The following is a 24,783-nucleotide window of genomic DNA, read 5'->3' as shown; positions in this document are numbered from 1 at the left end:
TCTTTTTTTCTTTTTATTACATTACATATTTATATATAGCATGTGCGACACCATGTTCTTCATTTGTTAATGTTTCGTATTTACACATCGCTTTTATTTCTTCAACTGCATTTCCCATTGCAATTGATATATTTGCTTTCTCCATCATAGAAACATCGTTTAAGCCATCGCCTATTGCTACAGTGTTTTCAACTGGAATATTAAGATGTTCTGCTAAAGTATATAATCCATTTCCTTTTTGAGCATCTCGATGATTAATCTCTAAATTATGCCAATAGGAAGATGTAATAGCTAAATCCGTATTATGCAGAAACGTTTCTTTTAATTTTTTTAATTTCTCTATGTCATAAGAAAACGGTAAAAGTTTATGCACATGTATATCCATTTCTACAATTGGTTTACAACTTTCTGTGCTATGAAATGCTGTATGCTCAAGGTATAATGCAGCAATCGTTTCTAACTCTTTCAAATCGAAATTTCCTTTTGCATTCTTCACATACTCGATTTCATTACGTACACTCTCTACTCCATAATCGGGTACATACACACCTTTATTAGTATAGAGCTGATAATACAAGCCATTCTCTTCAAGATATTCTACAATCTCAAGTGCCTGCATATTTTGAATTGGATATCTCTTCATCATTTTTTTATCTTTATATATAAGCGCACCATTTTCTGCGATAATCGGACACTCCAAACCAACTTCTAACAATAGTCGTTCAATATCCACAATAGAACGTCCTGTACAAATTGCTACAACATGGCCAGCTTCTTGACATTTTCGAATTGCTTCTGCATTCTCTTTACTAATCATTTTATTCCCTGAAAGAAGAGTTCCATCTAGATCAATTGCGATTAATTTCATTATTTCTTCACCACTTTCTATAAATACACGAGTTTTTATTAAATAAAAGGTATCGTTTTCATACGAATCTCGTGAAGTACTCCTTATTTATAATTTATGAAAAGCGTTTCAGGTCAAGAAATAATTAAAAATAAAATCCAAAGCTGTTCTTTTTAAAGAAAAGCTTTGGATTTTGTGCTATGAATTATAACTAATATATTTTGTCTCACACATATATACATTTTTTTCTTCTGTTGGGATATATACTTTAAACTTTTCTAAACGCTTTCCGTATATATGAATTGTGATTACGCTTTCATTTTCGGATATTTCTAGAATATGACAATCAGCTGGTGGAATTACTTTATCTGTTTCGCCTTCTCCCAAATAAAGATTTCCTGTATGTGTTAAATAAGAAAGTGAATTTCCAAGCTGCTTCGTTTGAACAAAGTTCTGCACCATTATCCTTCCTGAAAAAACGCCTTCTACTCCCCATGTGCCATCATGATCATGTAATGGTGTAGATTGTCCATCTTTCCATACGAGAGCTAATACTTCAAAACGTTTTAATGGATCTTCATACAGTAAGTGTCGTGCATATTGAGCCGAATTTGACTTCTGTTTATCTAACGGAAGCCATGTTTTCTTTTCTAAAAGTTCTTCTAGTAATGTTTCAATTTTACACACGATTTCTTCTTCTAATAAATCACCATTTATTAAATCAGTTACAGCTTTAATAAATGTTTGAAACGTTTTACTCCCATTGCACGTTAACATAAGCATCCTCCTCTACGCTTTTTTCACACACCTCCATACTATAAAACACACTAAAATTTTACAATTGAGAAATAAAAAAACAAGGTACAATACAATGTACCTTGTTGAACGTTTTATTGAGTTTTTAAGCGAATAGGTAAATATTTTAAAGTTTGCTCATTTTTCAATATACATCTTTCTAAATTAAAAGATGGAGATAACTCTATTTTTTCGAAAGCATTTATAAAGGTACTTAATGCAATCTCCGCTTCTAAACGTGCAAGCGGTGCCCCTAAGCAAAAGTGCGGACCTTTACCAAAGGTTAAATGTTTTTCATTTCCTATGCGGTGTAAATTATACTTAGAAGCATGTGAGAATTTGTTCTCATCTAAATTTGCTGCACTAACCCATGCAACAATCATTTGATCCTTTTTCATTAAAGGACCAAATATGTTTGTATCCTCTGTAATCCTCCGAGCTAATGTAACAGGAAAGCGGTAGCGTAATACTTCCTCAATCGCTTTTGCAACTAATTTAGGTTCTTCTCTTAATTCTTGATAAATTCCAGGTGAATCCACTAAAAAGCAATAAAAACTATTAATAATTAAATTTGTAGTCGTTTCATTACCAGCTGCTAATAAACCTAATGAAAAAGTTACAATTTCTTCATCGGTTAATCTTTCACCTTCATATTCAGCTCGTATTAAATCTGAAATAATATCATCGGTTAAATGATATCTTTTTTCTTGAACGATCGGTAAAAGATATGCATTAAATTCATTTAATGCGATCCCTTTCTCGGCATCCAGATCATTAAACTTTTCTTTACTATACGGCATAAATAAAATATCAGACCATTCTTTAATTTGTTTACGGTCTGTAGTAGGTACTCCCAATAGGTCTGATATAACGGTAACAGGTAAAGGTGCAGCAAATTGATTAACAATATTAACTTCATCATACTTTTTTATATTTTTTACAAGTTCGTCTGCAATAGCTTTTATACGAGGTTTCCACTGTTCTAAACTTCTTGGAGTAAATGCTTTAGAAACAATTGAACGTACGTTACGGTGTTCTGGGGGATCTGTAGAGTTTATATTTATTCTAGTTTCTAAAGGAGGGATTGAGAATTGTCTCCGCTCCCTTCTACTTGAAAATAAGCGATAGTCTGATAAAACACGATTCACGTCCTCATATAAAAAAACATTCCAAACATCTTGCTCTTCATCATAATGTACTGGGTGATTATCCCTCATAAATTGATACCATCCATACGGGTTCCACAGCTCTTCTTTTGTTTTTAGCTTTGAAATTTCATGAACTAAAATAACATTTTCAGGTGAATCCATAGTCCTTTCCTCCCTTTTCTTTTACAATAAAAGTGATAGGTAGGTAATTCAAAGTTGTATAAACTAACATATGTTATTTTAACATATACATAGCAAAACTTTTCAAATGAAAACTTGAGAAATATATGAGGAGGCTTTTTTATGTATGTTGATATTTTATTACTTGCAGAATTAACAACAGGGCCAAAACATGGCTATGAAATAAAGAAAAATATTCAAAATCGGTTAGGCAATAATTTTGAATTAAATCATAACATGCTTTACCCTACTCTTCGGCGTTTTGAAAACATGGGAGCCATAACGAAAAATGTACAGAAACAAGTCGGAAAACCAAACCGAAATATGTACAATATAACAGAAACAGGAGAAGAAATTTTTTATGAAATGTTAAGAGAATTCCCCGAAAAGATTGCGACAAACAACACTGAGGTCCTTGTACGTATCGCGCTTTTCGACAAACTTGATTACGAGGCTAGAATAGAAATTTTAACTACGCGCCAAAACGTTCTTCAAAAACAACTTACAGCCATCCAATCCCTTGACGTTGTCTCACCTTTTATTACAGAAGTTGTTGAATTTACTAAATCACGTATTGAGCATGAACTACGTTGGATTACATCACTTATGAAGAAAATATAAAAAAATAACAGAAAAAGTTAAAAATAATGAATGAAAATGAGATTTATTATCAATACTAGTATTAATAAAAGGGCAACCACGATTTGGCTACCCCTCAAAAATTTACAATTCTGGATCGAAAGTTTTGCAATCTGTTTCTTCCGTTGTAGATGCTTGTTTCCCTTTATGACTAACTACATAAATTGCATCTGCACTACATTTATTACCGTTAGCCCAAAATTTACAATTGTTTACTTCACATAAAACGTCTTGTGCCATAGTATCACACCTCCTTGTTCTATTATCATTAACAAAATTCGGAGGTATGATACTCTTTGTCATCTATTTTTTATTACCTTTTTAGCTTTCTTAATGTTTCTATATGCCCTCGTACAATAGCATCGATATTTTCAGTTATCTTTTCAATGTCAAAATGCCACCATTGAATTTGCAATAATTCTTCTATTATTTCATTTGAAAATCTCTCTTTTATTTTATTTGCAGGGTTTCCACCAACAATTGTATATGGTGCGACATCTTTAGTCACAACAGATTTCGCTGCAATGATTGCACCATCTCCTATTTTAATTCCGGGCATAATCGTTGTATCCATACCAATCCAAACGTCATTTCCTATAACTGTATCTCCTTTATACGGTAAATCAGACAAATCTGGTGTAAACTTCTCCCATCCATTCCCAAAAATATTAAACGGATAAGCTGAAAATCCATCCATTCGATGATTCGCTCCGTTCATAATAAAGGTAACTCCAGATGCAATACAGCAAAACTTGCCAATGAAGAGACGATCTCCGATAAATTCATAATGATATAATACTCGATCTTCTAATGTTTCCCCATGTTTCGCATCATAATAAGAATAGTCACCAACAAGTATATTAGATTTCGTTATTGTATTTTTTATAAAATGAACGTTTTGATTTCCTTCAATTGGGTATTTAACGTTTGGATTAGGATTCATGTTGCACAGCACTTCCTTTACCATTCATTTCACTTTCTACTGCTATTACTGGCTTTAAATTGTATATAGGTAAAATAAACAATAATCCAATAACAAATAGTAGAGCCGTCCCCTCGTACATCATACTTAACGAAAACATCTCCTTTAATGAACCAGCAATACTCATCGTTACTACCATTGAACCGGTGAACAGTGGACTTAAAATGCCATTTACTCTACCAATAAAATCCGTATCGCTATTTTGTATAATAAGTGTATTAATACCTATTTGAATACACGGTAGAGCTAACCCACTAAAAAGTTGTGCCGTAAGTGTCACCCATAAATTTGTGGAGTAACCAATTATACCAATTCCAATAGCCTGACCAAGCATACCTACGATTAACATTTTTTGCGGCGCAACGTTTTTTGCAAATACCATCGCTAAAGCTCCGCCAACAATCATCCCTGCGCCATTTACTGTTAGTAACCATTGTAAACTCTCTTTTGATAACCCTAACTGCTCAGTTACAATAAATATGCCTAGTGGCTGAATTAAGCCTATTCCTAGTCCTGCTGCCATAAAACATAATCCAAGTAAAGTTAATGCTTTTTTCTTTTTGACGTATTTAATACCATCCTTCATTTCCTGCAACAGCGTGATGTCTTTCTTTTCTGCTTCGTTTTCAAGATCTTTCGGAAGAAATAACAATACACCTGCAGCAAGTAAAAACGCGATACCTGTTATAATGATTGAAATATAAATTCCAAAACTATGAAAAATAAATGTTCCGAGAATTGGTCCTAACACCATAAATATCGCAAAAATCGTTTGATATATCGACATTGCTAATTGAATTTGTTCCGTCGATAAGTGTTGTTTAAACAACTTCATTCCAGATGGTTGAGAAAACTGCGAAAGGATTGCAGAGATTAGCGTCACAAAAAACACAATTTTCCACGTTCCAAACATAAGTGTAATTAATACAGCGAATACTGAAATAGAACTTAACGTTTCACACCATATCATTGTCCTCTTCGGCTTCCACCTATCAGCAAAAGTTCCACCAATGAATGAGAATATAAAAATCGGGGCGAATTCAGCAACTGAAATCATTGATATAGCGAAAGCATCACCTTTCGTCATTTCCATAACATACAATAATACCGCAAAGTTTCGAACCCATATTCCTATTTGTAAAAATAATGCTGATGCAAGAATTCCCTGTACAAATCGATTTTTCAATACTTGTGATACCCCATGATTTTGTTTCGGTTCTATAGTCGTCGACATAAAAAAGCCTCCTATTTCATGTTCTGAACAGGAGGCAGCACAAATCATATGAAAAGACTATATTTTTCGCAGTGCGAAACACATCCCTTTTCTATACATGTACATACTAATCCTATTCAGAAGAATATTTCGTTTTTTAACGAAGATCTCTTAAAAATAGAATTAGTTGATCATTGGGATGTTTTCACCCTTCCGTTTCGAATTTAAATAACACATACATACTCTATGTAAAACATTTTCAATGTATGCATGTCTCATTTTAACTATTCTAGAAAGTCAAAGGCAATTCCTCTAAAGAACGCATTAAATAATTTCCTTGCCATTTAATATCTTCACGATCGCCCTTTATTTGTAGTTCAGGCATTCTTTTAAACAGAGTAGTAATAGCAATCTTTGCTTCTAGCCTAGCAAGTGGAGCTCCTAAACAGAAATGACTACCATGTCCGAAAGCAATGTGACGGTTATTCTCACGCATAATATCAAATACTTCTGGGTTTTCAAATACTGTTTCATCACGGTTTGCGGAAGCTAATGCGATAATAACCATATCTCCTTTTTGGATTGTTTGGTCATGAATTTGAAACGGCTCAGCCGCCCATCTTGCAGTTGTCACCTCAACTGGAGAATAATAACGCAATCCTTCCTCAATAGCTGAATCAATTAATTTCGGATTATCTTTTAATAACTGTAATTGCTTCGGATTTTCAAGCAGTGCTAATACCGTATTTGTTATTAAATTCACAGTTGTCTCGTGTCCGGCTACAATTAATAACATGATCATTGAATATAGCTCTCGAGCACTAAGTTTCTGCCCTTCATTTTCTGCAAGTATTAACGCACTAACCAAATCTTCTTTTGGATTTTTTCGTTTTACATCAACTATATATTGAAGATATGTAATAAACTCAGATAGTTGTTTTTCGGTTTCTTTTATTTCTTCAGGTGTTTCTGGCGATGCAATGACAGCATGAGACCAAATTCTAAATTTCGCTTGATCCTCTTTTGGAATGCCAAGCATCTCACTTATTACAATAATCGGTAATGGGAATGAATAATCATCCACAAGATTTAATGTACCTTTCCGCTCTATTTCACTTATTAAATCATCCGCTATTCTCTGAATTCTTCCGTCTAATTGTGAAATCATCTTCGGTGTAAAAGCTTTTTGAACTAAAGATCGTAAACGACTGTGGTTAGGTGGGTCTGAATTTAACATGTGCGTTGTTAAATGATCACTATTGTCAACGGAAAGATACATGTTCTTTGTATCTTGAGGAAACACATTTGCCTGATCTTTTTTTAAGCGATTATCTTTTAAAAGCGGCAGAGCATCTTCATATCTTGTAATGAGCCATTCTTTACCGATTTCAATTTGATTTACAAATAATATAGGCTGGACTTTTCTCGATTCTTTATAAATTTCATACGCATCTTTTTTAAACTGAGCTGAAGCTAAATTAATGCCATCCTCTATTCTTAGGCCCACTTTGTTTTTCATTGACATTGCATTCCCTCACTCTCACTTGTTTTTGAAAATCAACCAACATATGCATTATACTCTAATAAAAACGTGAAAATTGTAAATTTTTAATTAAAATCTTACTTCGTATATTGAAAAATAAAAAAGTGAGCGAGTAAAAGTATTCTACTCGCTCACTTTTCTTTATGCGAAGCACATAAAGTTACTAATTTGTTGATATCGGTAACTTACTTTACGACGGCGACCACCTTGCCAAGTATAACCTGAAACCCCATTTCTTCTTACCTCAGTTGGAAAGAACCATAAATCTCTTCCGAAAGGACCAGGTCGATGTAAACGTAAATAGCCCCATCTTCCTAGACAGTTACACATCCATGATTTCATATTACCTGCTTGTGCTGGAGAAGCAAATGTGGACGGTAACGACGGAGCTTGTGACGGTGGTGGTGACGTTGGAGCATCTTCCGCATCATCTGGCCTGTAATCTTCTTGTTCAATATCTCTCACTTCATTTGCAGATTCATAACCGTAGTTTTGTGGATTATAATACATCCCTTGATCATATGGATAGTTTTGTTGGTTATACATATTAACAAATCACCTTCTTTTCATTTCCTTTAACATTCATATGTAATTCGTTAACTATAGGAAGCTTATGTATAGCCTAAATTCAATTGAAAAAAGTTCGCATTTTAAAAATACGAACTTTTTCATACACTGGATATATTTATTATTTTTTTAACTTCACACTATAAAAACGCATTTGATCTAATGAACCTTCATATTCAAATACTTCTTGCTTAATTAATTCTTTCAAGCGATATTCCAAAAACGTATCCCCAACCAATTGATCCGCAAGACCAAGTGCTTCACCTATTACTCTCGGAGCTTTATGAAATTCTTTATCTGCTCCTACATTTTTTGCACACTCAATAATGAATTGATCAAAATAACCTTCTTGTACAGAATGCACTTCATTGTCTTTCCAAACTCTTAAAAACTCCATGCTTTGCGATAATCTATCCCACTCATGTGCAAACTTCATCCGCTTCTCTTCAGTTAAATACGGAAATTCCACAAAACTTTTTTGGAAAAGAGCTAAAATTTCAGGAGATAATTCTCCAGTTCCACGAATATCATAATCTTGTTTTAATATTTCTCTACTCGCTTCAGAAGTATTTATAACACGAATATTTTTCTTATCTTTTAATTGCGCAATTGCAAAACAAAGTCCTACATGCTCATGGGCATTATCCGCCTTCCAAATGGTAATCGGTGTTTCATTGGGAATTGAATGTAGCTCTTCTAAAGTCTTCTTAAATCTTGGTAAATACTCTTCTTCAAAATAACAATCATAAGAAGTTAAGTTATTTAATAACCACTGTGACCTTGCTAATTGACCTTCATTCATATGTAATTGATGTATGGGACCAATAGAAAAGAATTCAGAGTATGAAACAACACTCTCCTCGTGTAATCCTTCTTGTTTCAACATATATTTTAAACATCCGGCTGTTGAATCATCAAACGCAATATGAATGTGTGTACTTTCTTCTAAATTCTTTTCCTGAGTTGTATGACTCGTCAATTGCTTAGGGATATTCGTTAAATTTTTTAGCATATCTTCGCTATAATTCCCGTCTAATACATCTAACTGTATGAGAATACTTTGAAGTAAATGTTTTGCTTCATCTTCATACATATCCTCAACAACATTTTTAATTTTATCTATCATATAAATCCCTCTATTCATTTCTAAAATAACGTAGATTATAGTGTATCATTTTAGTCTAGATGTTTAAAAGTCTTTTTAAAGTCAAATCGTTTATTACACATATTGCTGCAACCATCTAAGTTTTTAACAAAAGCTTTCTCTATATTTCTCTCAATCTATAGATCTATAATGTTTTTTGCTTTCTCCTTATTTATCTCCCAAAATCACATTAGTTGCTAAATATTTTTTAAATACTTTGTAAATCTTTTTATTTAAATGTATAATTATATAGAAAATAAAAAATACAGGAGCAATATGAATGGAGAAAGTACTTACTAATTATAAACATTATTTAAAAAATTGGAGATTTATATTTATTTGTATATTACCTGCTGTCGCTTTATTGTATACATTCGATGTCATCTTCGAACTACTGATTCACCAAAATTTCTATTTGTCTAATTTAATTATTGCTATTATATTAACCATAATATTTATTAACGTTAAAGATAAGTTTAAAATCAAAAGTTAATGAAAACTATAATTGAAACGAAACCTTTATGAAGCTACATTTTTCATAAAAAATAAGAGCACCCTGCTATTGGATGCTCTAATGTGATTAGAGGTTTTTTCTGAGTATTTAGTAGGACACGAAGATCTTGTCCTATTACATACTATATGCTTGTACGTATTACATTGTGCATGAAAAAGCACAATATCTAGATGCCAAAGAGATACATACACATTGGAGCGCTAGAAAAGACCTTTCTATATCCATTCATTCTTGATAGCCTACATGATTACTATTAAAATCTGCTCATATATTCATTGTACAATTACTTTATTTATAAACAAAAAACATCCCCATGGATGTTTTTTATCTAATTACCTTTAAACTTCCATAAATTTAGCAGGTACACCAATTTTTTCAACTACGGAAGATATATTAGTAGGGTTAATCATTACATTTTCAATACAAACTAATTTATTTTCTAATAATCCATTCTCTGTAGTAATAAGCTCTTCAAATCGTTCTAAAGTCATTGAGAACTTGTGCTCACTTCCACCATTCATGCTAACTTTTACATATTTCATAGTGTCACCGCCTCTCTTAATTATCTATAATTCGCTAAGAATACGCTTACATCCTTTTATTAAAACGTGGATTTATCACTTTTATTACTTTCCACTACACGTTTGAAATAATTTGCAGAAAAACAGATACTATACACCGTCTGTTCTATTTATTGAAATTATAATAAAATGTTTCTAGCATTCTATATCTTTGGAAAAGATTATATAATAGTATTGATTAAATAATAGGAGTGTTATGAATGGTTGATATAATCCAACTCTTAATCATCATACTGATTGCAATTTTTTTATTTTCATCAATTATTATGGAGTTTAAAAAACCTCAAAAAAGTATGTTTTGGTTCTCAATTGAAGTCTTGTTTCTGCTGGGAATCGTACTTTTAATGAAAGAATTCTTCTTCAAACTTTCCGCATAACCTCTTAAGTAAAACATAATATTCCATCAATAACGCAGGATAAATTATGATTTTTATTTTTTTCACTTAATTTAAGAATTTAACTTCCAATAAGTTATCCTTTATATATAACTACTTTATATGCTTCTGCTAATTACTCTTTTTGTATATTATCTATCATGGAGACTAGAACAAGCATGCCTTGTCATATATTAGATAAGGGATGTGATAACATTGGATAACAATAACAATCAATTTGTTTTTCATGTAGTCAAAAGTTCAGCAATTAAAAGATTTATAATTATCGATATAATCGCTGGAACAGGAATTTATTGGACCGTAAACTTTATTTCTTCAAATGCATTACTCGCAATTATTAGTTGTATTTTAGGGACCAAAAAAATGAAGAAAATGCATCATTCATAGAAGTAATAACTAAATCCCAATTCATTTCTTTCAAATATAAACATTCTATTATCTTAATTAAATAAATAAGCTCCCTAATAACCGATGTTTACAATTACAAAAAATAAGAGGTTTCTGATTGCACAGAAACCTCTTATTTAATATCCGCATCTTTATTTACTAAATACATTACATGATTATCTTTCCTAAGTTCACTTTATAATTGATAATAAAAAGGATAATGATAAAAATGCACAAAGTGGTATATATAAAACAGTATCCATTCTAGCAAACTGCGTACCTTTTTTTCGTTTAAAGATACCAAAATAATGAAACTCACCAATTACTCTTATGAAAAAAACAACCATACAAACCCAGGATCCCATTTGAATAAAAATATTGGGAACTTTGAAATGAACAATATTTGTTTGTTGTAATAAAATCATTGCTGCCATACTTAATAATAACGCAATGAACAATGTCATTCCTACACCTGGTGTAAACGCCTTTTCTCCAGCTTTAGTTGGAATGACACTATTTGTCGCCCACTTACCCCCGAAAGCCCAATAAATATGTAAAAAACTAACCGAAAATAATATACAGACAGAAATATATGCAATAATAAGCATTTTGTCCTCCCATTATTTTATTTAAGTCCTCAACTTTAGAATATGCTATGAATTTCTCATTGGCAATCTATATTTAATTACATAAAAAACCTTTAATAATTTATCAATTTAACGATAAATCATTAAAGGTTTACTGAAATTTATTATGCATTATACCTATTTCTACGACGTTCCATCCTCGTTTGTCCTTGAACAGTATCTTCTTTATATTGATCTATTTGCTCCGACATTTCATATGGTGCAGCTGGAGCTGATTCTTCGTAATTATGCTTACGTATTTTTTCTGGCGTTTTACGTTTAGAACCTTTTCCACCAAACTTAAATAATTTCATCTTAAATTTCGGTAATCTTGGAAGTGGCATCTTAAATGATAATTTTTTGCGTTTCTTTTTTTGTTGAAATAGATTTATATTTTCTTTATTATCATCCTTCTCTTTACGGTGTATAAACGTCGCAAGTAATCCACCTAATATAAGTCCTCCAGCTAAGAGTAGAAGATATACGTAATTGCTTGTCATTAAACTCGTCATACGCTCAAGTATGACTAACGACTGTACTTCTTTTATATCCCATAATAAAGCGGCCCATAATGAGAATAAACCTAAAGTAAGCCCGTATGTACGAAAGCGAAATATACAAGGTATTAAAGCGATACAGGCAGCAATTTTGGCATTTGCTATTATAGCACTTGTTGAAATATCCTGATTCCAAATAACTAACAGTAGTGTTATAAATGGTGCATATGCTATCCAGCTACATATACGTGAATATATCTTTTTTGCAAAGTAACTACCGAAACTAGTAAAAAATAAAAGTCCTCCAATATATAAAGATTGTTCAAGAGGGATTTGCTTTAACATTCCTGCAATTGGAAAGAGGCCGCTCAGTAGCATTAATAATACATCTAATTTCTTCACAATTCCCCATTCCTTTCAAATTTCTATTAAGTTTTAAAATTAATTTTCCATGTGATTCAGTTTTTGTATTTCTAAAAAACATCTTAATCCTGAATGTTTATAAAGTAAATACAAAATAGAAAAGATACATGACAAAGGATAGCTATATTTACATGAACAAATGACAAATCCTGATCGGTATAATGAACAGGATTTGTTTACTATTATTTAAATTAGGACTATTGAATCTTTCTTTTCTCTCTTTATTACATCAACATCTAATTCATCATCGAATTCTTTAAACTCTCTTGCATCTATATCAGTGGCATAACTCTTTATTACTTTAGCCATATGCATAGAATATGGCATATGCACATTTTTTTCCGGAAGTATACTTGAATTACAACACATGAAATGTATCATTTTAGCGATATATTCCCTTTCTACATGTTTTACACCTAATGGTAGAATTTCAAGTATATATTGTTGAATTGTGTCACTACAATTTAATGGATATTCACCAGTGCTATAATACATCCCTGTTTGATCCCCATATAATCCAGTTCTATCCATATCATTTTCACGCTCTATTACAACAAAGCTTGGTACATCAAAAGCAGTATTTATTCTTATAACATTTAAATTCGGAACCTTTAACATATCTGGAATAATCTCAGGTACAATATCTATATTAATTTTTTCATTTTGCAACTCTTTAATCCAATATTTTCTCAAATTCGCATCTACAATGAAATAAACTTGTTCATTTTCCTTTTGCGTATGTTGTAACATTCCCATTAATGTTTCAGATACAAATTCCTTAAAACGGGCACCCACATCATTTCTTTTTGATGGTTGTGGTAAAAATACATTATGTTTATTTATATGTAATAACATATAGTCGATTGGTTGCCACTCCGTATCCCCATATAATTTATATGATATTTCTTTACCTTTTATTTTTGAAATAATAGGCAAGAAATCAAACTTCGAGATTCGTTCAACTGATAAATTGACATATGTACAAGGCAAATTCCTCTTATTCCAATTGCCTTTCAAAAATCCTTTTTGTTCTAATAAATTAAAAATACTAGTTACAATTGTTTCACGAGATACACTTTGACCTATAAATAAATTAATAAATGTTGAAATACGTTTTGTTCGTGCAAATCCTTCACGAATAATTTGTTTCGGATCAATCTTCTCTCTTCCATCACACTTCTTCATTGCGATTAATGCTAATGTCGTATCACTTCGCTTACCTGCCGTAGCATGAACTGCTTTTACAACATCATCTACAAGATTTGTTTTATATTTTTGGCAATACTGCATTTTATATGGATTTTGTAACACTTTTTCCATATTAAATCTTACAATCTTTAATAATACTGGTGAATCTGCATTTACTACATAAGATGTTTCTCCTATTTTAGCTAAAACTATTTCACTATCAAATAATGCTTGTTCTATTTCCAATACTATATTTTCGGACCAAATTTCTAATGTTATGGTCTCTAATCCTTTTGGTGCAACTAAAGGAAATAATTCATTTTCACTATTTGTTGCTACCCTTTTGCATTCTGGCAGTAATGTGAAATGTGAAAATTTCCGCTGAAATTCTTTAAATAGATATCCTTTCTCCTTTACTTTTATACCTAGCTTTTTTTTAGTACCTTGCACTTTATATATTCTCTCATTATACGGAAGTAATACTCTTCTGTTTGTTCCGACAATATAATCTTTCGGATATTGGACAATATGGTCTAATTCAATTTCTCCACCTATTTGAAAATCATCTTTTAATGTTCTAAATAACTTAATCCATTTCATACCGTTTGTAGCTTGTTGTACTTTTAACTTTACAAACCGCATTTTTTTATTATCTGATGCAAATTCTGAAGTAGAAATCAATATCATGCCTCGTTTTCGTCGCAAAAGTAAAGGGATATCCGGATGGTTATATTCTTGATAGAATCTCCGAATACCTACTGTAACCTTTAATAATGGAATATTCTCACCACCACGAGTTATACATTCAAATCGGTATACATAGGCGAAAAAGTCTTGTGTTTTTTCATCTTTAATTGGCTCTGACATTGCCTCACAAATATTTTGTGATCGAAGTGGAGAAAAATAGATTTCTTCATTTTTATTCTCAATTCGTATAGGTTGTACACAAAAAACATGTGAAATTAATGCGGGTACCCATTTAGAAAACGTTTCACTATCATGTAATACTGTTACATTCGAAATCAAATCGTCATGCCATTCATATTTTGGCGGTTCCATTAATTGATTCGGTTTCCAATCATGAATGACCTCATACCAACTTTGAAATATATAATCAAGTTGTTCTTGCCTAATTGGTTCTTTTGACACAATCCATGGCGTATTTTCATTTAATACATACGGATTATGCTGAATAAACAATATATCAGAAAACATATCATACAATCTTTCATTTAAACGCTTTAACTTATTAGTTAATAAAAATGTCTTATAATGTATCTCTACAATGTCTAGCCATTCAATCGGAAAATATATAAATGATACATGTTCCTTTAAAAGTGGCTCTACTATATTTTTAAATGTTAATAACCGTAATTTTTCCATGTATTGAGTACTTCCTCTCTTCATTTATCTTGATTATCAAAAAACGAGAAACACCAATTACTGAATCTAAACAATTTAAAATTAAAAGTCTAAAAGAAGAATTTAAAACAATTTATTATAATAATACGTTATTAAAATAATACTTTTAAAAGTTCCACGTAATTATCGAATACATCACCCCTAACATCTCAAATATATTACGTACACATTATATAATATATAGTTATATAATGTATTTATGATTTACAATAATTTTACAAAAAACAAATATAAAAAAGGAAGGCTCTCCGTACTAAAGTTCCCACTTGAGCGGTTTTTTGTCCATCTAAAGGTGGTGGTTGAGATAATACCGTTGCTACTAATCGTTGCGCTTGCGCTCTTGGCATTCATAGTTGTCACGCTTCTTCACTTGTTCACGTGTACTTTTCTATTCACCACTGTCATAAAACTTATGCTTCTGTTGTTTGGTTTTGTATTCTTTCATTATCCTTTACCTATCAATATTGCATTAGCCTTATGAGCTTTAATAACTCTTCTATTGGAGTTCGTTCGATATATTCAATAGAATAAAGCATGTGTTCCCCACCATACAGTTTGTAATTTTTAAAACGATTAATATCTATCTTCGCTCGCTTGTATGTTTCCTCATGGGGTTTTAGATCTTTGTTATAAGCTGTTTCATCCACAGCTTGAAGACCGAGTACATCAATCTTATTTTGTAAATCGTTATCCATCTACCCTCACCCCTTATTTTTTTACATAATAAAAAGCACCCGAATGGATGCTTAAATTAAACTTATTCATTATCAATATCTTTACTTTCATCATTAACTGATTTCGGGTCTAACATGCTTCCTATATCAGGCGGCAAAGTTAACTCTATACCAGCTACTGGTTGATTATCCTCATTAAAATAATACTTCTTTATCTTATTCAATTCTTCATTCTTCTTATTTTCACTCATATTACCCCGCCTTTTATGTGTGATATTAAACACTTTACTTAATATGTACATTAAGAAAGGTAATATACTATTTTTTCATTATGAAAGGGCAACTGTGCACCAACTTCCCTTTCATAGTAATTTGATAATTATAAATCCGGTAAATGAAGTTTTATTCTTCTTCCAACCACCTAATGTTGTTTACATTTATCTACACAAACATTATTAAGTCCCTGGAAGAAGAGCAAAAGACCTTCTCCGTTTACACAACGTGAATTGCAATTGAATGTGAAAACAAGAAACAACTGTTCATCCAATCTACACCCATCGCCACCGGTTATGACGATCCATTTTCAGTTATAAGGAATTTTGCGAGCAATGTTTTCCGTCATTTCTCACAATACAAATATATCACTTTGATTTCAAAACAACCGGCACATTTACTGCCAAAAAGCAGTCATGAATCTGCCACTTATTTTAATTCGCTAATAACCTTTATTTCCCTAGACTACTTTAATACAACAGCCATAAAGAATCGATTGAAATTTATTTAGGTATTATGCTTGATCTGATTGTAGAACATGTACATGGTTTTATATATTTTCAACCGAATATTGTCTAAAGGAACTGGAGACATTATTAAATACGAAAGGAGGGAAAATCATGAAGAAAAAACTTTCATTTATTTTAGGTGCCCTTTTACTAACTATTATGGTTTTTGGTACAAGCGTCCATGCTGAATACGATGGATATAATACGAATAGAGTTAACGATAATAATATTACAACTCGAGTTAATGACTATAACACAAATAGAGTTAATGACTATAACATGAATAGAGTTAATAATGATGTGAGAACTCGAAATGTAAATACGACAAATGATTTAAATGATAATCGTAATAAAAATAATAATTGGACTTGGCTTGGTTTATTGGGACTACTAGGATTATTTGGTCTTAGAAAAAAAGACAAAGATCCAGAAACACGTTAATGTAGAACATTGTATTTAATTTTAAAAGATATTTATTTATCAAAAGAATGCAAAATGAATACATTATGAATCGCCTTTAATAAGGCGATTTTTTATTTTTTAAAATCAATAACAATCACATAAAAACGGATACAATGAATTTCTTAACTTGATGGTAATGGAGCATTACTTCCATTTGACGAACTACGCTTCTTTTTATGCCGTTTCTTCACTTACCCATATCTTATATTGTGTGTAACTAAGCCAAATGCTATAGCCCTTATTATTCATTGTTTCATATCACTTACCTTTTTGAGTTACACAGTACGATAAACATGGGTAACTATGAAGCAATAATCTTGTTCATCTCCTATCTAAAACTTGTATTTCCTTTAAAAAAAAGAAGCTGTAAAATAACTACAGCTTCTTTTTTTTAATCGCATTTTTCTATTTGGTCGCCTTCTTTGCCTGCATTTACTGCCGAACTATCCGTTCCTCCTCCTACTGCATGTTGCTGTTTAGTATTAGAACTTTCGATAGCAGCGTTGGTTCCAGCTGCACTGTCATCTCCACCACCACTTGCCACTTGAGTAGCACTAGCCTGTTCCTTACGGGTTTTATTAATTTGATTATTGATGACAATTACAAATTCTTCCTCTTCATTCGAAGTTTCTTTTTTCATTTTATGCGGCTCAATCTGGTCCCCACTAATTCCCTTATTTATGGCTTCGCCTCCCGCGCCCACCGTTTGTTGCTGTCGGGTATTCGATGAATCTATTGCTGCATTACTTCCTGCTGCACTATTTTGTCCGGCTCCACTGGCAATTTGTGTTGTATTTGGTGCAAATGTTATCTGATTATTAATGACAATGACAATTTTTCGTTTACCAGCAAGATTTCCCAAATTAATTTCTTCTCCATCTTTTTTTACAAATCGAAACGTGATTTCTTCATTGTTTTCCATGTTCTCCCCCCTTTGTAATATTAAATGACTGGAGAATGATAATGGATTGGACAAGCGTATTTTTTTATAAATATGTGCCCCCGCTCACAATGAAGGATGTATTATCAGATTCCGGTATTTTGCTCATTTGAGGTACGTCGACTTGACGACAGTCCAACATCCGCCAAATTTCGGGATGCATAGAGAATAATCTTACAGGAGATATAGAAAGAGAGATTAGTAGAAACATTGGTATATAAAGGTTTCATTTTATTTTTCTACTTTCCTTTTCTTATTTAGATCTATCAGCCAAATATCTAGCGTAGTGAATTAAATTTCTAGCTACATCTAATTCAAGATTAAATATATTAGGTACCCCTGGTCTCCAATTCACCTCAAATAACCACAATTTTTGATCTTTATCAATCCCTACGTCAATTCCTAGCTCATCAAATAATACATCCCTAAATAAAGAATTAAAATGGTTAGAAAAAGTTACTGCGAATCGTTCTAAATACCTTTTAATATTATACCAATCGTTATCAAACTCCGATTTTAAAAAAACATCTAAATAAGTACTATAACCACCCTTAGCCATATTTGATACAATACTTCCTAATGGACCTATTCTCGGGAATATAGAAGTAACAACCCACCTACCTTCCCCATTTCTTTGAACATGCAATCGAAAATCATAAACATGACCAGATTTCATTTGACATGAGATAAACTGCTGAACTATGTATCCTTGCTCTTGAATTTTATCCAATATAAAGCTCCGTAATTGTTTTTTATTAATAGTTGAAATTTGTTCTGACTCATTCATACTGTAATCTATTCCATTTTTTTCAATGAAAACAATACCACTACCTTGATGTCCAGAAATAGGTTTAATAATAATTTTTTCATAACAATTAATCAAGTCAAAAAACTTATTAACATCATTTAATTCATAAAAAGGAATAAGATATTGCTTAAATTTTTTTGCTCTATTTATTCTGTTATATACACTTAATTTATTTCCAATTGAATGACTTGTAAAAGGAACTTTGTCATGCAGATAATCATAGATTTGCTGAGTTTTATCACTAATATGAACACTTGCATTATAAATAACATCTGGAAAAGAAAATTCTTTTTCAATCCATTTACCATTTTCATAAGTTTTACCTAAAATCTTCTTCGTTTCTAAATTTACTTTCCCTAAAGTGAAATAAAAAAAATCCACACCTTCAGCTTTAGCTACAGCAGCGTAAGTATATGCTTTCTTTACGTCATTCGGATCTTTCCGATGATGAAGCATACCAATTATAGTCATGTTAGTTCTTCTTCCCTTCTTTCTAAAAATCTTTTTCAAAACAAATATCAAATTCATTATATATATATTCATGTTCTCCCTCATTCAACCATTTTTCGAAAAATCCGGAACAAGCTTAACCTCATTTTAATATTCTACCTATAGAAATAATAAACCTGAGGTTTTATAAAATGATAAATGATAAAGGTTAAGGTGACATAAAATGGATACTATCGTTTTCATTGAAACAAATAAATCCGGATCAAGTAGGGAAGCAATCAAAGCAGCTGAAAAACTTAATTTCTTTACTGTTTTATTAACTAAAAAAACAAAATTTATTAATGAACGCACTATATTCCCTGATGTACATCAGATGATTTTCACTGATATAAATGACTATGATAATATAATTACAACAATTGAAAAATTGAATAAATCAGGAAAAAACATAAAAGGGATTTTTAGTTTTATTGACCCTTATGTTTATACGGCTGCACGTTTATCAGAAAAATTTTGCTCAAATATTGTATCTACTAAAGCTATCCATCATATGGAAAACAAAATATTAACTCGTAATGTACTTAAAGATTTACCAATCTCACTCAACTATTCAATTTACAAACCAACAGAATCATTATCATCTTTTTTAAAAAAAAATAATAAGATAAATTTCCCTCTTATTGTGAAATCCCCTAAATCAACAGGATCAAAAGATGTATTATTAGTAAAAAATAAAGATCAATTAATTTTATCTATACAAAGTCTTTTAAACAAACTACCTAATGAAGAGATTTTACTTGAAGAATATATAGATGGACCTCAGTACTTAGTTGAAATTTTAGTTCAAGATGGAAAAGTCCATATTATAGCAGTAATTGAACAAGAAATTACATTTTTTGAACGATTTATTGTTACTGGTTATTCTTTACTAGGAAGGGTAGAAAAAAGACTATATAATAGTCTTTTCAATGCAATTAATTCTGTTATTCAGGCTTTTAATATGAAAAATGGAGCGTGTCATCTAGAACTCCGGAGAATAGATAATGTTTGGAAATTAATTGAGATAAATCCCAGAATATCAGGTGGAGCAATGAATGACATAATTGAAATTGGGCATGGAATTAACTTAGTGCAAGAGACTATTCGGTTAATGTTAGGAAATAAACCTTCACTAGTAAAAAAACATTATAAATATGTGTACGCTCATTACCTAACAGTTAAATCTACAGGAAAACTAATTCGAGTTACAGGAAAAAACCGTAGTTCTAAATATCCTGGTGTAGAGAAAGTTTTTATAAAACCTAAAAAAGGAACTACCTTAAAACCACCTACATCAATGGGACATCGATGTGGATACGTTTTAGCAGCAGCCGATTTTAAAGCAGAAGCTAAAAAAATAGCTTTAGAAGCAGCTAAAGAAATTTCATTTGAAATCCAAGAAGAATAAGAACAACTTATATACACCAACAGATAAAAATATAATAAAAATCATATTTCATATAATTCTAATTATCATAATCTATCATTATTTATAATAAAAAAAGTCACTACTTATCTATTTTTATATAAGTAGTGAGCTTTTTTATTATGAAATTTTAATTTATTTACTAAATAGATAACTGCAAAATGATTTCTTACAAAATATTATTACGTTCATTGTTTTCCTTCAGATATTCTTTAATCTGTTGTATTTGCTCCTGATCACGTATTGGTTGAACGAAATTCATTATTCAATACCTCCCGTTTCTTCTGTCTCGTAAACTTCTAATCCAAGTGCAAAAGCAAGTTTATAAAATGCTTTATACTTCCAACGTCGATAAGTACGCTCAGACATCCCTATTTCGTTATAAACCATGTAATCACATACGTCCTCTTCTTCTAAATAACGTTTATAAATAATATCTCTTTGAATGCTTCCTGCACGTCCGTTCCCTAATCGATTTAGAAACTGATCAATACGTACTGACATTCTTTCAAGCCACTCTTCTCGTTTGCTTTGTTGGATATTTGCTATAGCAACATCTTCTAACAGCTTACCAACTGTATGTGTAGGACCGTGCTCACGTATTTCATAAGAAGGAGTGACTTTCATTTCTTTACGCATCATCCCAAATTGTCTATGTATACGTACACTTTCCAACACACCTTCTAATTCCTCTTGTGTCGCTGTTCTATCAATTTTTGGTAAGAAAGATAATTGTTTAGTCATGTAAGACCACTCCTTTTTATTTTTAAATTACTTTTGTCTTAATGCTCCACGTCTGCGTTCATAACAAGGTCTATGCACCCCCATCAAATCCTCAATTTCACGAGTACTAAATTTCTCTTTTGGTTTTTTCTTATTTTTCTTTTTCGATTGGTTTTTCCATTCACGTAGCTGATTCTTTAACACCTTCATTTCCCCATCTCCCTTTCCAAAATAAAAAAAAGGACACCTATTCCTAAAGCAGCTTGAATTGCTGCTTTAATGAATTGGTGTCCTCTAGTTTTCTAGCCGGACTATATTTGTTTTTCGTTCGCTTAAAATACCAGCTTGTATAAAAATATTACTCATATCTTTTTCCGTTGTAGGTAACAAACCTGACTCCCTTTATTTCCACATCTTTTTCAAGCTCTTTTATACTACCCGTAACATGTATAACGTGTTTTATTGTTTCCATACTTCCACTTCTTTATCTAATTAACGACCTGTCCACATATCTTGTACAATTCCATTTTCAAATAATTCATATGGGAAATAACAATATCCTTTATCTCCCCACTCTTCTCCCCAGCTGTTTCGAATAATAACAGTTTTCTTATTATCATCATATCCAGCAGCACAAACAGCATGTCCTGCCTGTTGACCATCTTCAACAATTACATCATCTGTTCCTGATACCGGAACTATACCAGTCTTTTTAACTTCTTCTGACATAAAAGATTTTGGCACAGCAAATCCAAGTACAACAACTAATCCATGGGCAAGTGCAGCCTTTAATCCCGATAAATCTTGAATACGATGGTAGGTTCCAATTTTATAAAGCGTTGCATCTGATTCAGCCTTTGGTGATGGCTTATCTCTAAAATTCTCAGTATAAGGAAAATCCTCTTCAGGACATACCCCAATTTTTTTAAGAACATCCATACCATCACGAACATTCGCTCCGCTATCTTCCTGAATATGTCCTTCTATTTCTCGCTCATGATAATATAAAAACAAACGAGATAAGCAAGTAAATGGACGACCTGATTGTAATAATAGGTATTCTCTTAACCCTGAAACAATTGCATTCGCCGTACAAGAACCTATATTCCATTGGTTTACTATACCTGACATTTTAGGACGAAGATCGACTTGCGTTGGAAAATCCGCCTCATTACTAAACAAGTAACTCCGAAATATTTTGTCTCTTAAATCAACAGGGTCTTTTCTTACATTAAGGTACTTTACAATATCTTTGTTACTGGTAAAACTGAAATTTGATTCATTTGAGCTCATTGCAAAAATCCATCCTTTCTTTATATCTAGATGATTCATTTCTTTTCTATACTTAACTTAAAAATTAAAATTATACCTTTTTAATTTTAATTTCATTTGCATTCACTACATCCAAATTTTTAATTATTTATCTTTTTAATTATCAATTTCTATTTTCAATTTATCTCACAACCACTTGAACTCTATATCTTTTTTCTTCCTTATTTGTTTCGATTACTTTTTCTATTCACTTAATTGATCTCTTAACACATTCATTTCCCCATCTCCCTTTTCAAAATAAAAAGGACACCTATTCCTAAAACAGCTTTAATGGCTGCTTTAATGAATTGGTGTCCTCTAGTTTTCTAGCCGGACGATATTCATTTCAAAGGATTATTTTATAAAAATATTAACTAGCAAAATAATTAATATTACTAAGCTATTACTCCAATCGTTCTATTTAATTTATACATATATTAATAGTAATTTGAGAAAAGGAGGTGTTTTTATATGGCTGAGCATACAAAATGTGTTTGCGAACAATTAGAAAGATTACAGTTAGGTACAGAAGTAGATGTTTTCCTTACAGGAACAACACTAGAGGATCTTATTTTTACTAACTTTAATCCAGATAATTTTTGTGTAACATTTGTGGATAACACAACAGAACCTGGCTCTATAATTGTTTTGGACTGTCGTGATATTCAAGCGCTTAGAATTGAAGCTGAGTAGAGTAAAGATGGGGCTTTGAAAAAAGCCCTATTTCACACAGCATATTTCAATATAAATTATAAAATAGAGGAGCCGGAAAAATGTCAGTTTTCATCAACTATGCTATTACTCCCAAAGTATTCAATCCTAATCTAACATCTCTTCCAAATAACCGACGTTCTTTTATCCCAACCCAAAAAGAGAGTTCTAAAAATATTTGCTATCTTTTAGAAACATATTACTTAGGAAAAAAAATAAAACAGCTGTTAGTTAACGGCACAATATTAAAAGCTTCTATATTTGTAGGATTCCATAATAGATCCCGCCTTGCTACATTTATAGATGAAAACGGAGATATCACTGTAGTTAACTGCGAGCGTATTGATGCGATTCTACTCTAATTATGAATTTACATTTAAATAAATAATCATTATTTTCAAGATACGCGTTAGTTCTTACACATAATACCAATAACTGTTACCATAAAAAACTTGGTCCAAAGTGCACTTATATACAGTACCTTTTTTATTTGACCGAATAAGCCTCCAGATTCCGTCAATAATGTAGACAACCCATTAAGTTACTTTCTCCTTGTTCCCCCTTGGAGAACCGAACAGTTAGCTTTTGCTAGCTGCTCTTTGTTAGTAAAAACGCACTCAATTGACTGGATACACATATAATATTTTGTGCTTCTCTCTTTATAAAATGAAGGTTTAATTTAGTTTTCTTTCCTGCATAATATTTTGGTATTTGTTTATACCATAGATGTAACTATTTGTTACAACATATATCTGTATCCAGTGAACTTCTAAAATTGTACAATAAAGCAATTAGCTACTTCAGCTAGCTGCTTTGTTGTGCAAAATAAAGGTTTTATTTCTCAACAACCATTATTGGAATTAAAACCCCAATAATGGTAATATGAAAATACCTTTCAGTCATAATTTTTAACATGTCAAGTGTTGTTCCCTTTTAAACTTGTTCCTTTCTAAAATAGCGTTTTTATTAAAAACTTCTCACATTTAAACCGGACAAGCATATGTTATTCTATCGAGGCTTTCCATTCATAGCATTCTACCTTTCTTATTTGAGAGCACGCTTATATGTGTGCTCTTTTTATTTAAGATAAAATAAGGATTTTGTTTAAAAACCGCACATTTATTAAGAACATACATAAAATATCATGCGGTATTCTTTTTTAATATTAGTTTTGGTTAAAGAGCGCCTTAAAAGCGCTCTTTATATTTGTTAATAAATAACCATTTTTCTCAAACACACTCACGGTTTGTATAAGCCAATCATATATTTACATAGACAAGAAATAGCTTTTTATTATACATGCGCAATTTTTGTGCATGTTTTTTCTTTAATAAAATAACTATTTTGTTTAATTTTTAACATACAA

General features: G+C 31.4%; 28 protein-coding genes and 2 pseudogenes. 7 read left to right on the top strand and 23 right to left on the bottom strand.

All coding sequences use genetic code 11. The features are described 5' to 3' along the window. Positions 1 to 16 precede the first annotated feature (16 nt). From ACS2MN_RS03505 to ACS2MN_RS03495, 3 genes are all read right to left on the bottom strand, one after another. A complete protein-coding gene (locus ACS2MN_RS03505; protein WP_000766359.1) occupies positions 17 to 868 on the bottom strand; it encodes a Cof-type HAD-IIB family hydrolase in 852 nt (283 codons plus the stop codon). 177 nt (positions 869 to 1,045) lie between these two features. Next, entirely contained in the window at positions 1,046 to 1,624 is a 579-nt protein-coding gene (locus ACS2MN_RS03500; protein WP_000954448.1) for a cysteine dioxygenase family protein, read from the bottom strand. Positions 1,625 to 1,737: 113 nt separating this feature from the next. Then, complete coding sequence (locus ACS2MN_RS03495) at positions 1,738 to 2,952, bottom strand: cytochrome P450 (protein WP_088056206.1); 1,215 nt, start codon at positions 2,950 to 2,952, stop codon at positions 1,738 to 1,740. Positions 2,953 to 3,093: 141 nt separating this feature from the next. On the opposite strand from ACS2MN_RS03495, the gene ACS2MN_RS03490 reads away from it, so the two are divergent. Further along, positions 3,094 to 3,591, top strand: a complete 498-nt coding sequence (locus ACS2MN_RS03490) for a PadR family transcriptional regulator (protein WP_000289116.1) — start codon at positions 3,094 to 3,096, stop codon at positions 3,589 to 3,591. Positions 3,592 to 3,693: 102 nt separating this feature from the next. Here the strand turns inward: ACS2MN_RS03490 and ACS2MN_RS03485 are convergent, their stop codons facing one another. The 6 genes from ACS2MN_RS03485 to ACS2MN_RS03460 form a co-directional block, all read right to left on the bottom strand. Continuing rightward, complete coding sequence (locus ACS2MN_RS03485; RefSeq protein ID WP_000046090.1) at positions 3,694 to 3,849, bottom strand: DUF1540 domain-containing protein; 156 nt, start codon at positions 3,847 to 3,849, stop codon at positions 3,694 to 3,696. A gap of 73 nt (positions 3,850 to 3,922) precedes the next feature. After that, the gene (locus ACS2MN_RS03480) at positions 3,923 to 4,552 is read right to left on the bottom strand and encodes a Vat family streptogramin A O-acetyltransferase (protein ID WP_001069238.1); all 630 of its coding nucleotides are present in this window, start codon (positions 4,550 to 4,552) and stop codon (positions 3,923 to 3,925) included. Next, entirely contained in the window at positions 4,542 to 5,825 is a 1,284-nt protein-coding gene (locus ACS2MN_RS03475) for an MFS transporter (protein WP_000108180.1), read from the bottom strand. The genes ACS2MN_RS03480 and ACS2MN_RS03475 overlap by 11 nt, the downstream gene beginning before the upstream one ends. A gap of 268 nt (positions 5,826 to 6,093) precedes the next feature. Next, positions 6,094 to 7,329 carry a cytochrome P450 family protein gene (locus tag ACS2MN_RS03470; protein WP_000062113.1) on the bottom strand — a complete coding sequence of 412 codons (1,236 nt, stop codon included), beginning with the start codon at positions 7,327 to 7,329 and terminating at the stop codon, positions 6,094 to 6,096. A 159-nt stretch (positions 7,330 to 7,488) separates the two neighbouring features. Then, complete coding sequence (locus tag ACS2MN_RS03465; protein ID WP_000282698.1) at positions 7,489 to 7,893, bottom strand: hypothetical protein; 405 nt, start codon at positions 7,891 to 7,893, stop codon at positions 7,489 to 7,491. A 142-nt stretch (positions 7,894 to 8,035) separates the two neighbouring features. After that, entirely contained in the window at positions 8,036 to 9,040 is a 1,005-nt protein-coding gene (locus ACS2MN_RS03460) for a DUF1835 domain-containing protein (protein ID WP_000565714.1), read from the bottom strand. Between the two features lie 298 nt (positions 9,041 to 9,338). Between ACS2MN_RS03460 and ACS2MN_RS03455 the strand changes: the two genes are divergently transcribed. Next, positions 9,339 to 9,551, top strand: a complete 213-nt coding sequence (locus ACS2MN_RS03455; RefSeq protein WP_000416832.1) for a hypothetical protein — start codon at positions 9,339 to 9,341, stop codon at positions 9,549 to 9,551. Between the two features lie 359 nt (positions 9,552 to 9,910). Here the strand turns inward: ACS2MN_RS03455 and ACS2MN_RS03450 are convergent, their stop codons facing one another. Next, positions 9,911 to 10,114 (bottom strand): hypothetical protein, encoded by a 204-nt coding sequence (locus tag ACS2MN_RS03450; RefSeq protein ID WP_000878374.1) that lies wholly within the window; start codon positions 10,112 to 10,114, stop codon positions 9,911 to 9,913. A 629-nt stretch (positions 10,115 to 10,743) separates the two neighbouring features. On the opposite strand from ACS2MN_RS03450, the gene ACS2MN_RS03445 reads away from it, so the two are divergent. Next, positions 10,744 to 10,935 carry a hypothetical protein gene (locus tag ACS2MN_RS03445; RefSeq protein WP_000369809.1) on the top strand — a complete coding sequence of 64 codons (192 nt, stop codon included), beginning with the start codon at positions 10,744 to 10,746 and terminating at the stop codon, positions 10,933 to 10,935. A gap of 191 nt (positions 10,936 to 11,126) precedes the next feature. Here the strand turns inward: ACS2MN_RS03445 and ACS2MN_RS03440 are convergent, their stop codons facing one another. The 6 genes and pseudogenes from ACS2MN_RS03440 to ACS2MN_RS03415 all read right to left on the bottom strand — a co-directional run bounded on the left by ACS2MN_RS03440 (position 11,127) and on the right by ACS2MN_RS03415 (position 16,016). Continuing rightward, a complete protein-coding gene (locus ACS2MN_RS03440) occupies positions 11,127 to 11,543 on the bottom strand; it encodes a DUF3995 domain-containing protein (protein WP_000905314.1) in 417 nt (138 codons plus the stop codon). Positions 11,544 to 11,686: 143 nt separating this feature from the next. Continuing rightward, on the bottom strand, positions 11,687 to 12,460 hold the full coding sequence (locus tag ACS2MN_RS03435; RefSeq protein ID WP_000732192.1) for a DUF3959 family protein: 774 nt from the start codon (positions 12,458 to 12,460) through the stop codon (positions 11,687 to 11,689). Positions 12,461 to 12,667: 207 nt separating this feature from the next. Then, a complete protein-coding gene (locus ACS2MN_RS03430; protein WP_088056205.1) occupies positions 12,668 to 15,052 on the bottom strand; it encodes an RNaseH domain-containing protein in 2,385 nt (794 codons plus the stop codon). A gap of 364 nt (positions 15,053 to 15,416) precedes the next feature. Continuing rightward, positions 15,417 to 15,536, bottom strand: a pseudogene (locus tag ACS2MN_RS03425) (HNH endonuclease); the annotation flags it as partial. Positions 15,537 to 15,549: 13 nt separating this feature from the next. Continuing rightward, positions 15,550 to 15,786, bottom strand: coding sequence for a hypothetical protein (locus tag ACS2MN_RS03420; protein ID WP_000368156.1), 237 nt, complete (start codon positions 15,784 to 15,786; stop codon positions 15,550 to 15,552). A gap of 62 nt (positions 15,787 to 15,848) precedes the next feature. Further along, on the bottom strand, positions 15,849 to 16,016 hold the full coding sequence (locus tag ACS2MN_RS03415; protein WP_001293571.1) for a hypothetical protein: 168 nt from the start codon (positions 16,014 to 16,016) through the stop codon (positions 15,849 to 15,851). Positions 16,017 to 16,658: 642 nt separating this feature from the next. Between ACS2MN_RS03415 and ACS2MN_RS03410 the strand changes: the two genes are divergently transcribed. Continuing rightward, positions 16,659 to 16,988 (top strand): WGxxGxxG family protein, encoded by a 330-nt coding sequence (locus ACS2MN_RS03410; RefSeq protein ID WP_000728109.1) that lies wholly within the window; start codon positions 16,659 to 16,661, stop codon positions 16,986 to 16,988. Positions 16,989 to 17,400: 412 nt separating this feature from the next. On the opposite strand, the gene ACS2MN_RS03405 is transcribed toward ACS2MN_RS03410, so the two are convergent. Together ACS2MN_RS03405 and ACS2MN_RS03400 are read right to left on the bottom strand one after the other, a co-directional pair. Beyond that, positions 17,401 to 17,931 (bottom strand): hypothetical protein, encoded by a 531-nt coding sequence (locus tag ACS2MN_RS03405; RefSeq protein WP_000429652.1) that lies wholly within the window; start codon positions 17,929 to 17,931, stop codon positions 17,401 to 17,403. 271 nt (positions 17,932 to 18,202) lie between these two features. Further along, a complete protein-coding gene (locus ACS2MN_RS03400) occupies positions 18,203 to 19,300 on the bottom strand; it encodes a YheC/YheD family endospore coat-associated protein (RefSeq protein WP_001028915.1) in 1,098 nt (365 codons plus the stop codon). 130 nt (positions 19,301 to 19,430) lie between these two features. Between ACS2MN_RS03400 and ACS2MN_RS03395 the strand changes: the two genes are divergently transcribed. Then, positions 19,431 to 20,654, top strand: coding sequence for an ATP-grasp domain-containing protein (locus ACS2MN_RS03395; protein WP_000379778.1), 1,224 nt, complete (start codon positions 19,431 to 19,433; stop codon positions 20,652 to 20,654). Between the two features lie 190 nt (positions 20,655 to 20,844). Here ACS2MN_RS03395 and ACS2MN_RS03390 read toward each other — a convergent pair. The 5 genes and pseudogenes from ACS2MN_RS03390 to ACS2MN_RS03370 all read right to left on the bottom strand — a co-directional run. Continuing rightward, positions 20,845 to 20,934 (bottom strand): annotated as a pseudogene (locus ACS2MN_RS03390) (site-specific integrase); the annotation flags it as partial. Next, positions 20,934 to 21,416, bottom strand: coding sequence for an ArpU family phage packaging/lysis transcriptional regulator (locus ACS2MN_RS03385; RefSeq protein WP_000166178.1), 483 nt, complete (start codon positions 21,414 to 21,416; stop codon positions 20,934 to 20,936). The gene ACS2MN_RS03385 and the pseudogene ACS2MN_RS03390, both read right to left, overlap by 1 nt. A 27-nt stretch (positions 21,417 to 21,443) precedes the next feature. After that, positions 21,444 to 21,605 carry a hypothetical protein gene (locus ACS2MN_RS03380; protein WP_000866206.1) on the bottom strand — a complete coding sequence of 54 codons (162 nt, stop codon included), beginning with the start codon at positions 21,603 to 21,605 and terminating at the stop codon, positions 21,444 to 21,446. Between the two features lie 148 nt (positions 21,606 to 21,753). Next, a complete protein-coding gene (locus ACS2MN_RS03375) occupies positions 21,754 to 21,867 on the bottom strand; it encodes a hypothetical protein (protein ID WP_000447744.1) in 114 nt (37 codons plus the stop codon). Positions 21,868 to 21,887: 20 nt separating this feature from the next. Then, on the bottom strand, positions 21,888 to 22,688 hold the full coding sequence (locus ACS2MN_RS03370) for a C1 family peptidase (protein ID WP_346994177.1): 801 nt from the start codon (positions 22,686 to 22,688) through the stop codon (positions 21,888 to 21,890). A 489-nt stretch (positions 22,689 to 23,177) separates the two neighbouring features. Between ACS2MN_RS03370 and ACS2MN_RS03365 the strand changes: the two genes are divergently transcribed. Both ACS2MN_RS03365 and ACS2MN_RS03360 read left to right on the top strand, forming a co-directional pair. Continuing rightward, positions 23,178 to 23,399, top strand: coding sequence for a hypothetical protein (locus tag ACS2MN_RS03365; protein ID WP_000807684.1), 222 nt, complete (start codon positions 23,178 to 23,180; stop codon positions 23,397 to 23,399). Between the two features lie 80 nt (positions 23,400 to 23,479). Beyond that, positions 23,480 to 23,779, top strand: coding sequence for a hypothetical protein (locus ACS2MN_RS03360; RefSeq protein WP_000110270.1), 300 nt, complete (start codon positions 23,480 to 23,482; stop codon positions 23,777 to 23,779). Positions 23,780 to 24,783 lie beyond the last annotated feature (1,004 nt).

It is taken from the genome of Bacillus cereus group sp. BceL062 (assembly GCF_051780025.1).
GTDB classification, from domain to species: domain Bacteria; phylum Bacillota; class Bacilli; order Bacillales; family Bacillaceae_G; genus Bacillus_A; species Bacillus_A toyonensis.
The sequence above is the reverse complement of the archived record's forward strand: the minus strand, read 5'-3'. Positions and strand labels throughout refer to the sequence as shown.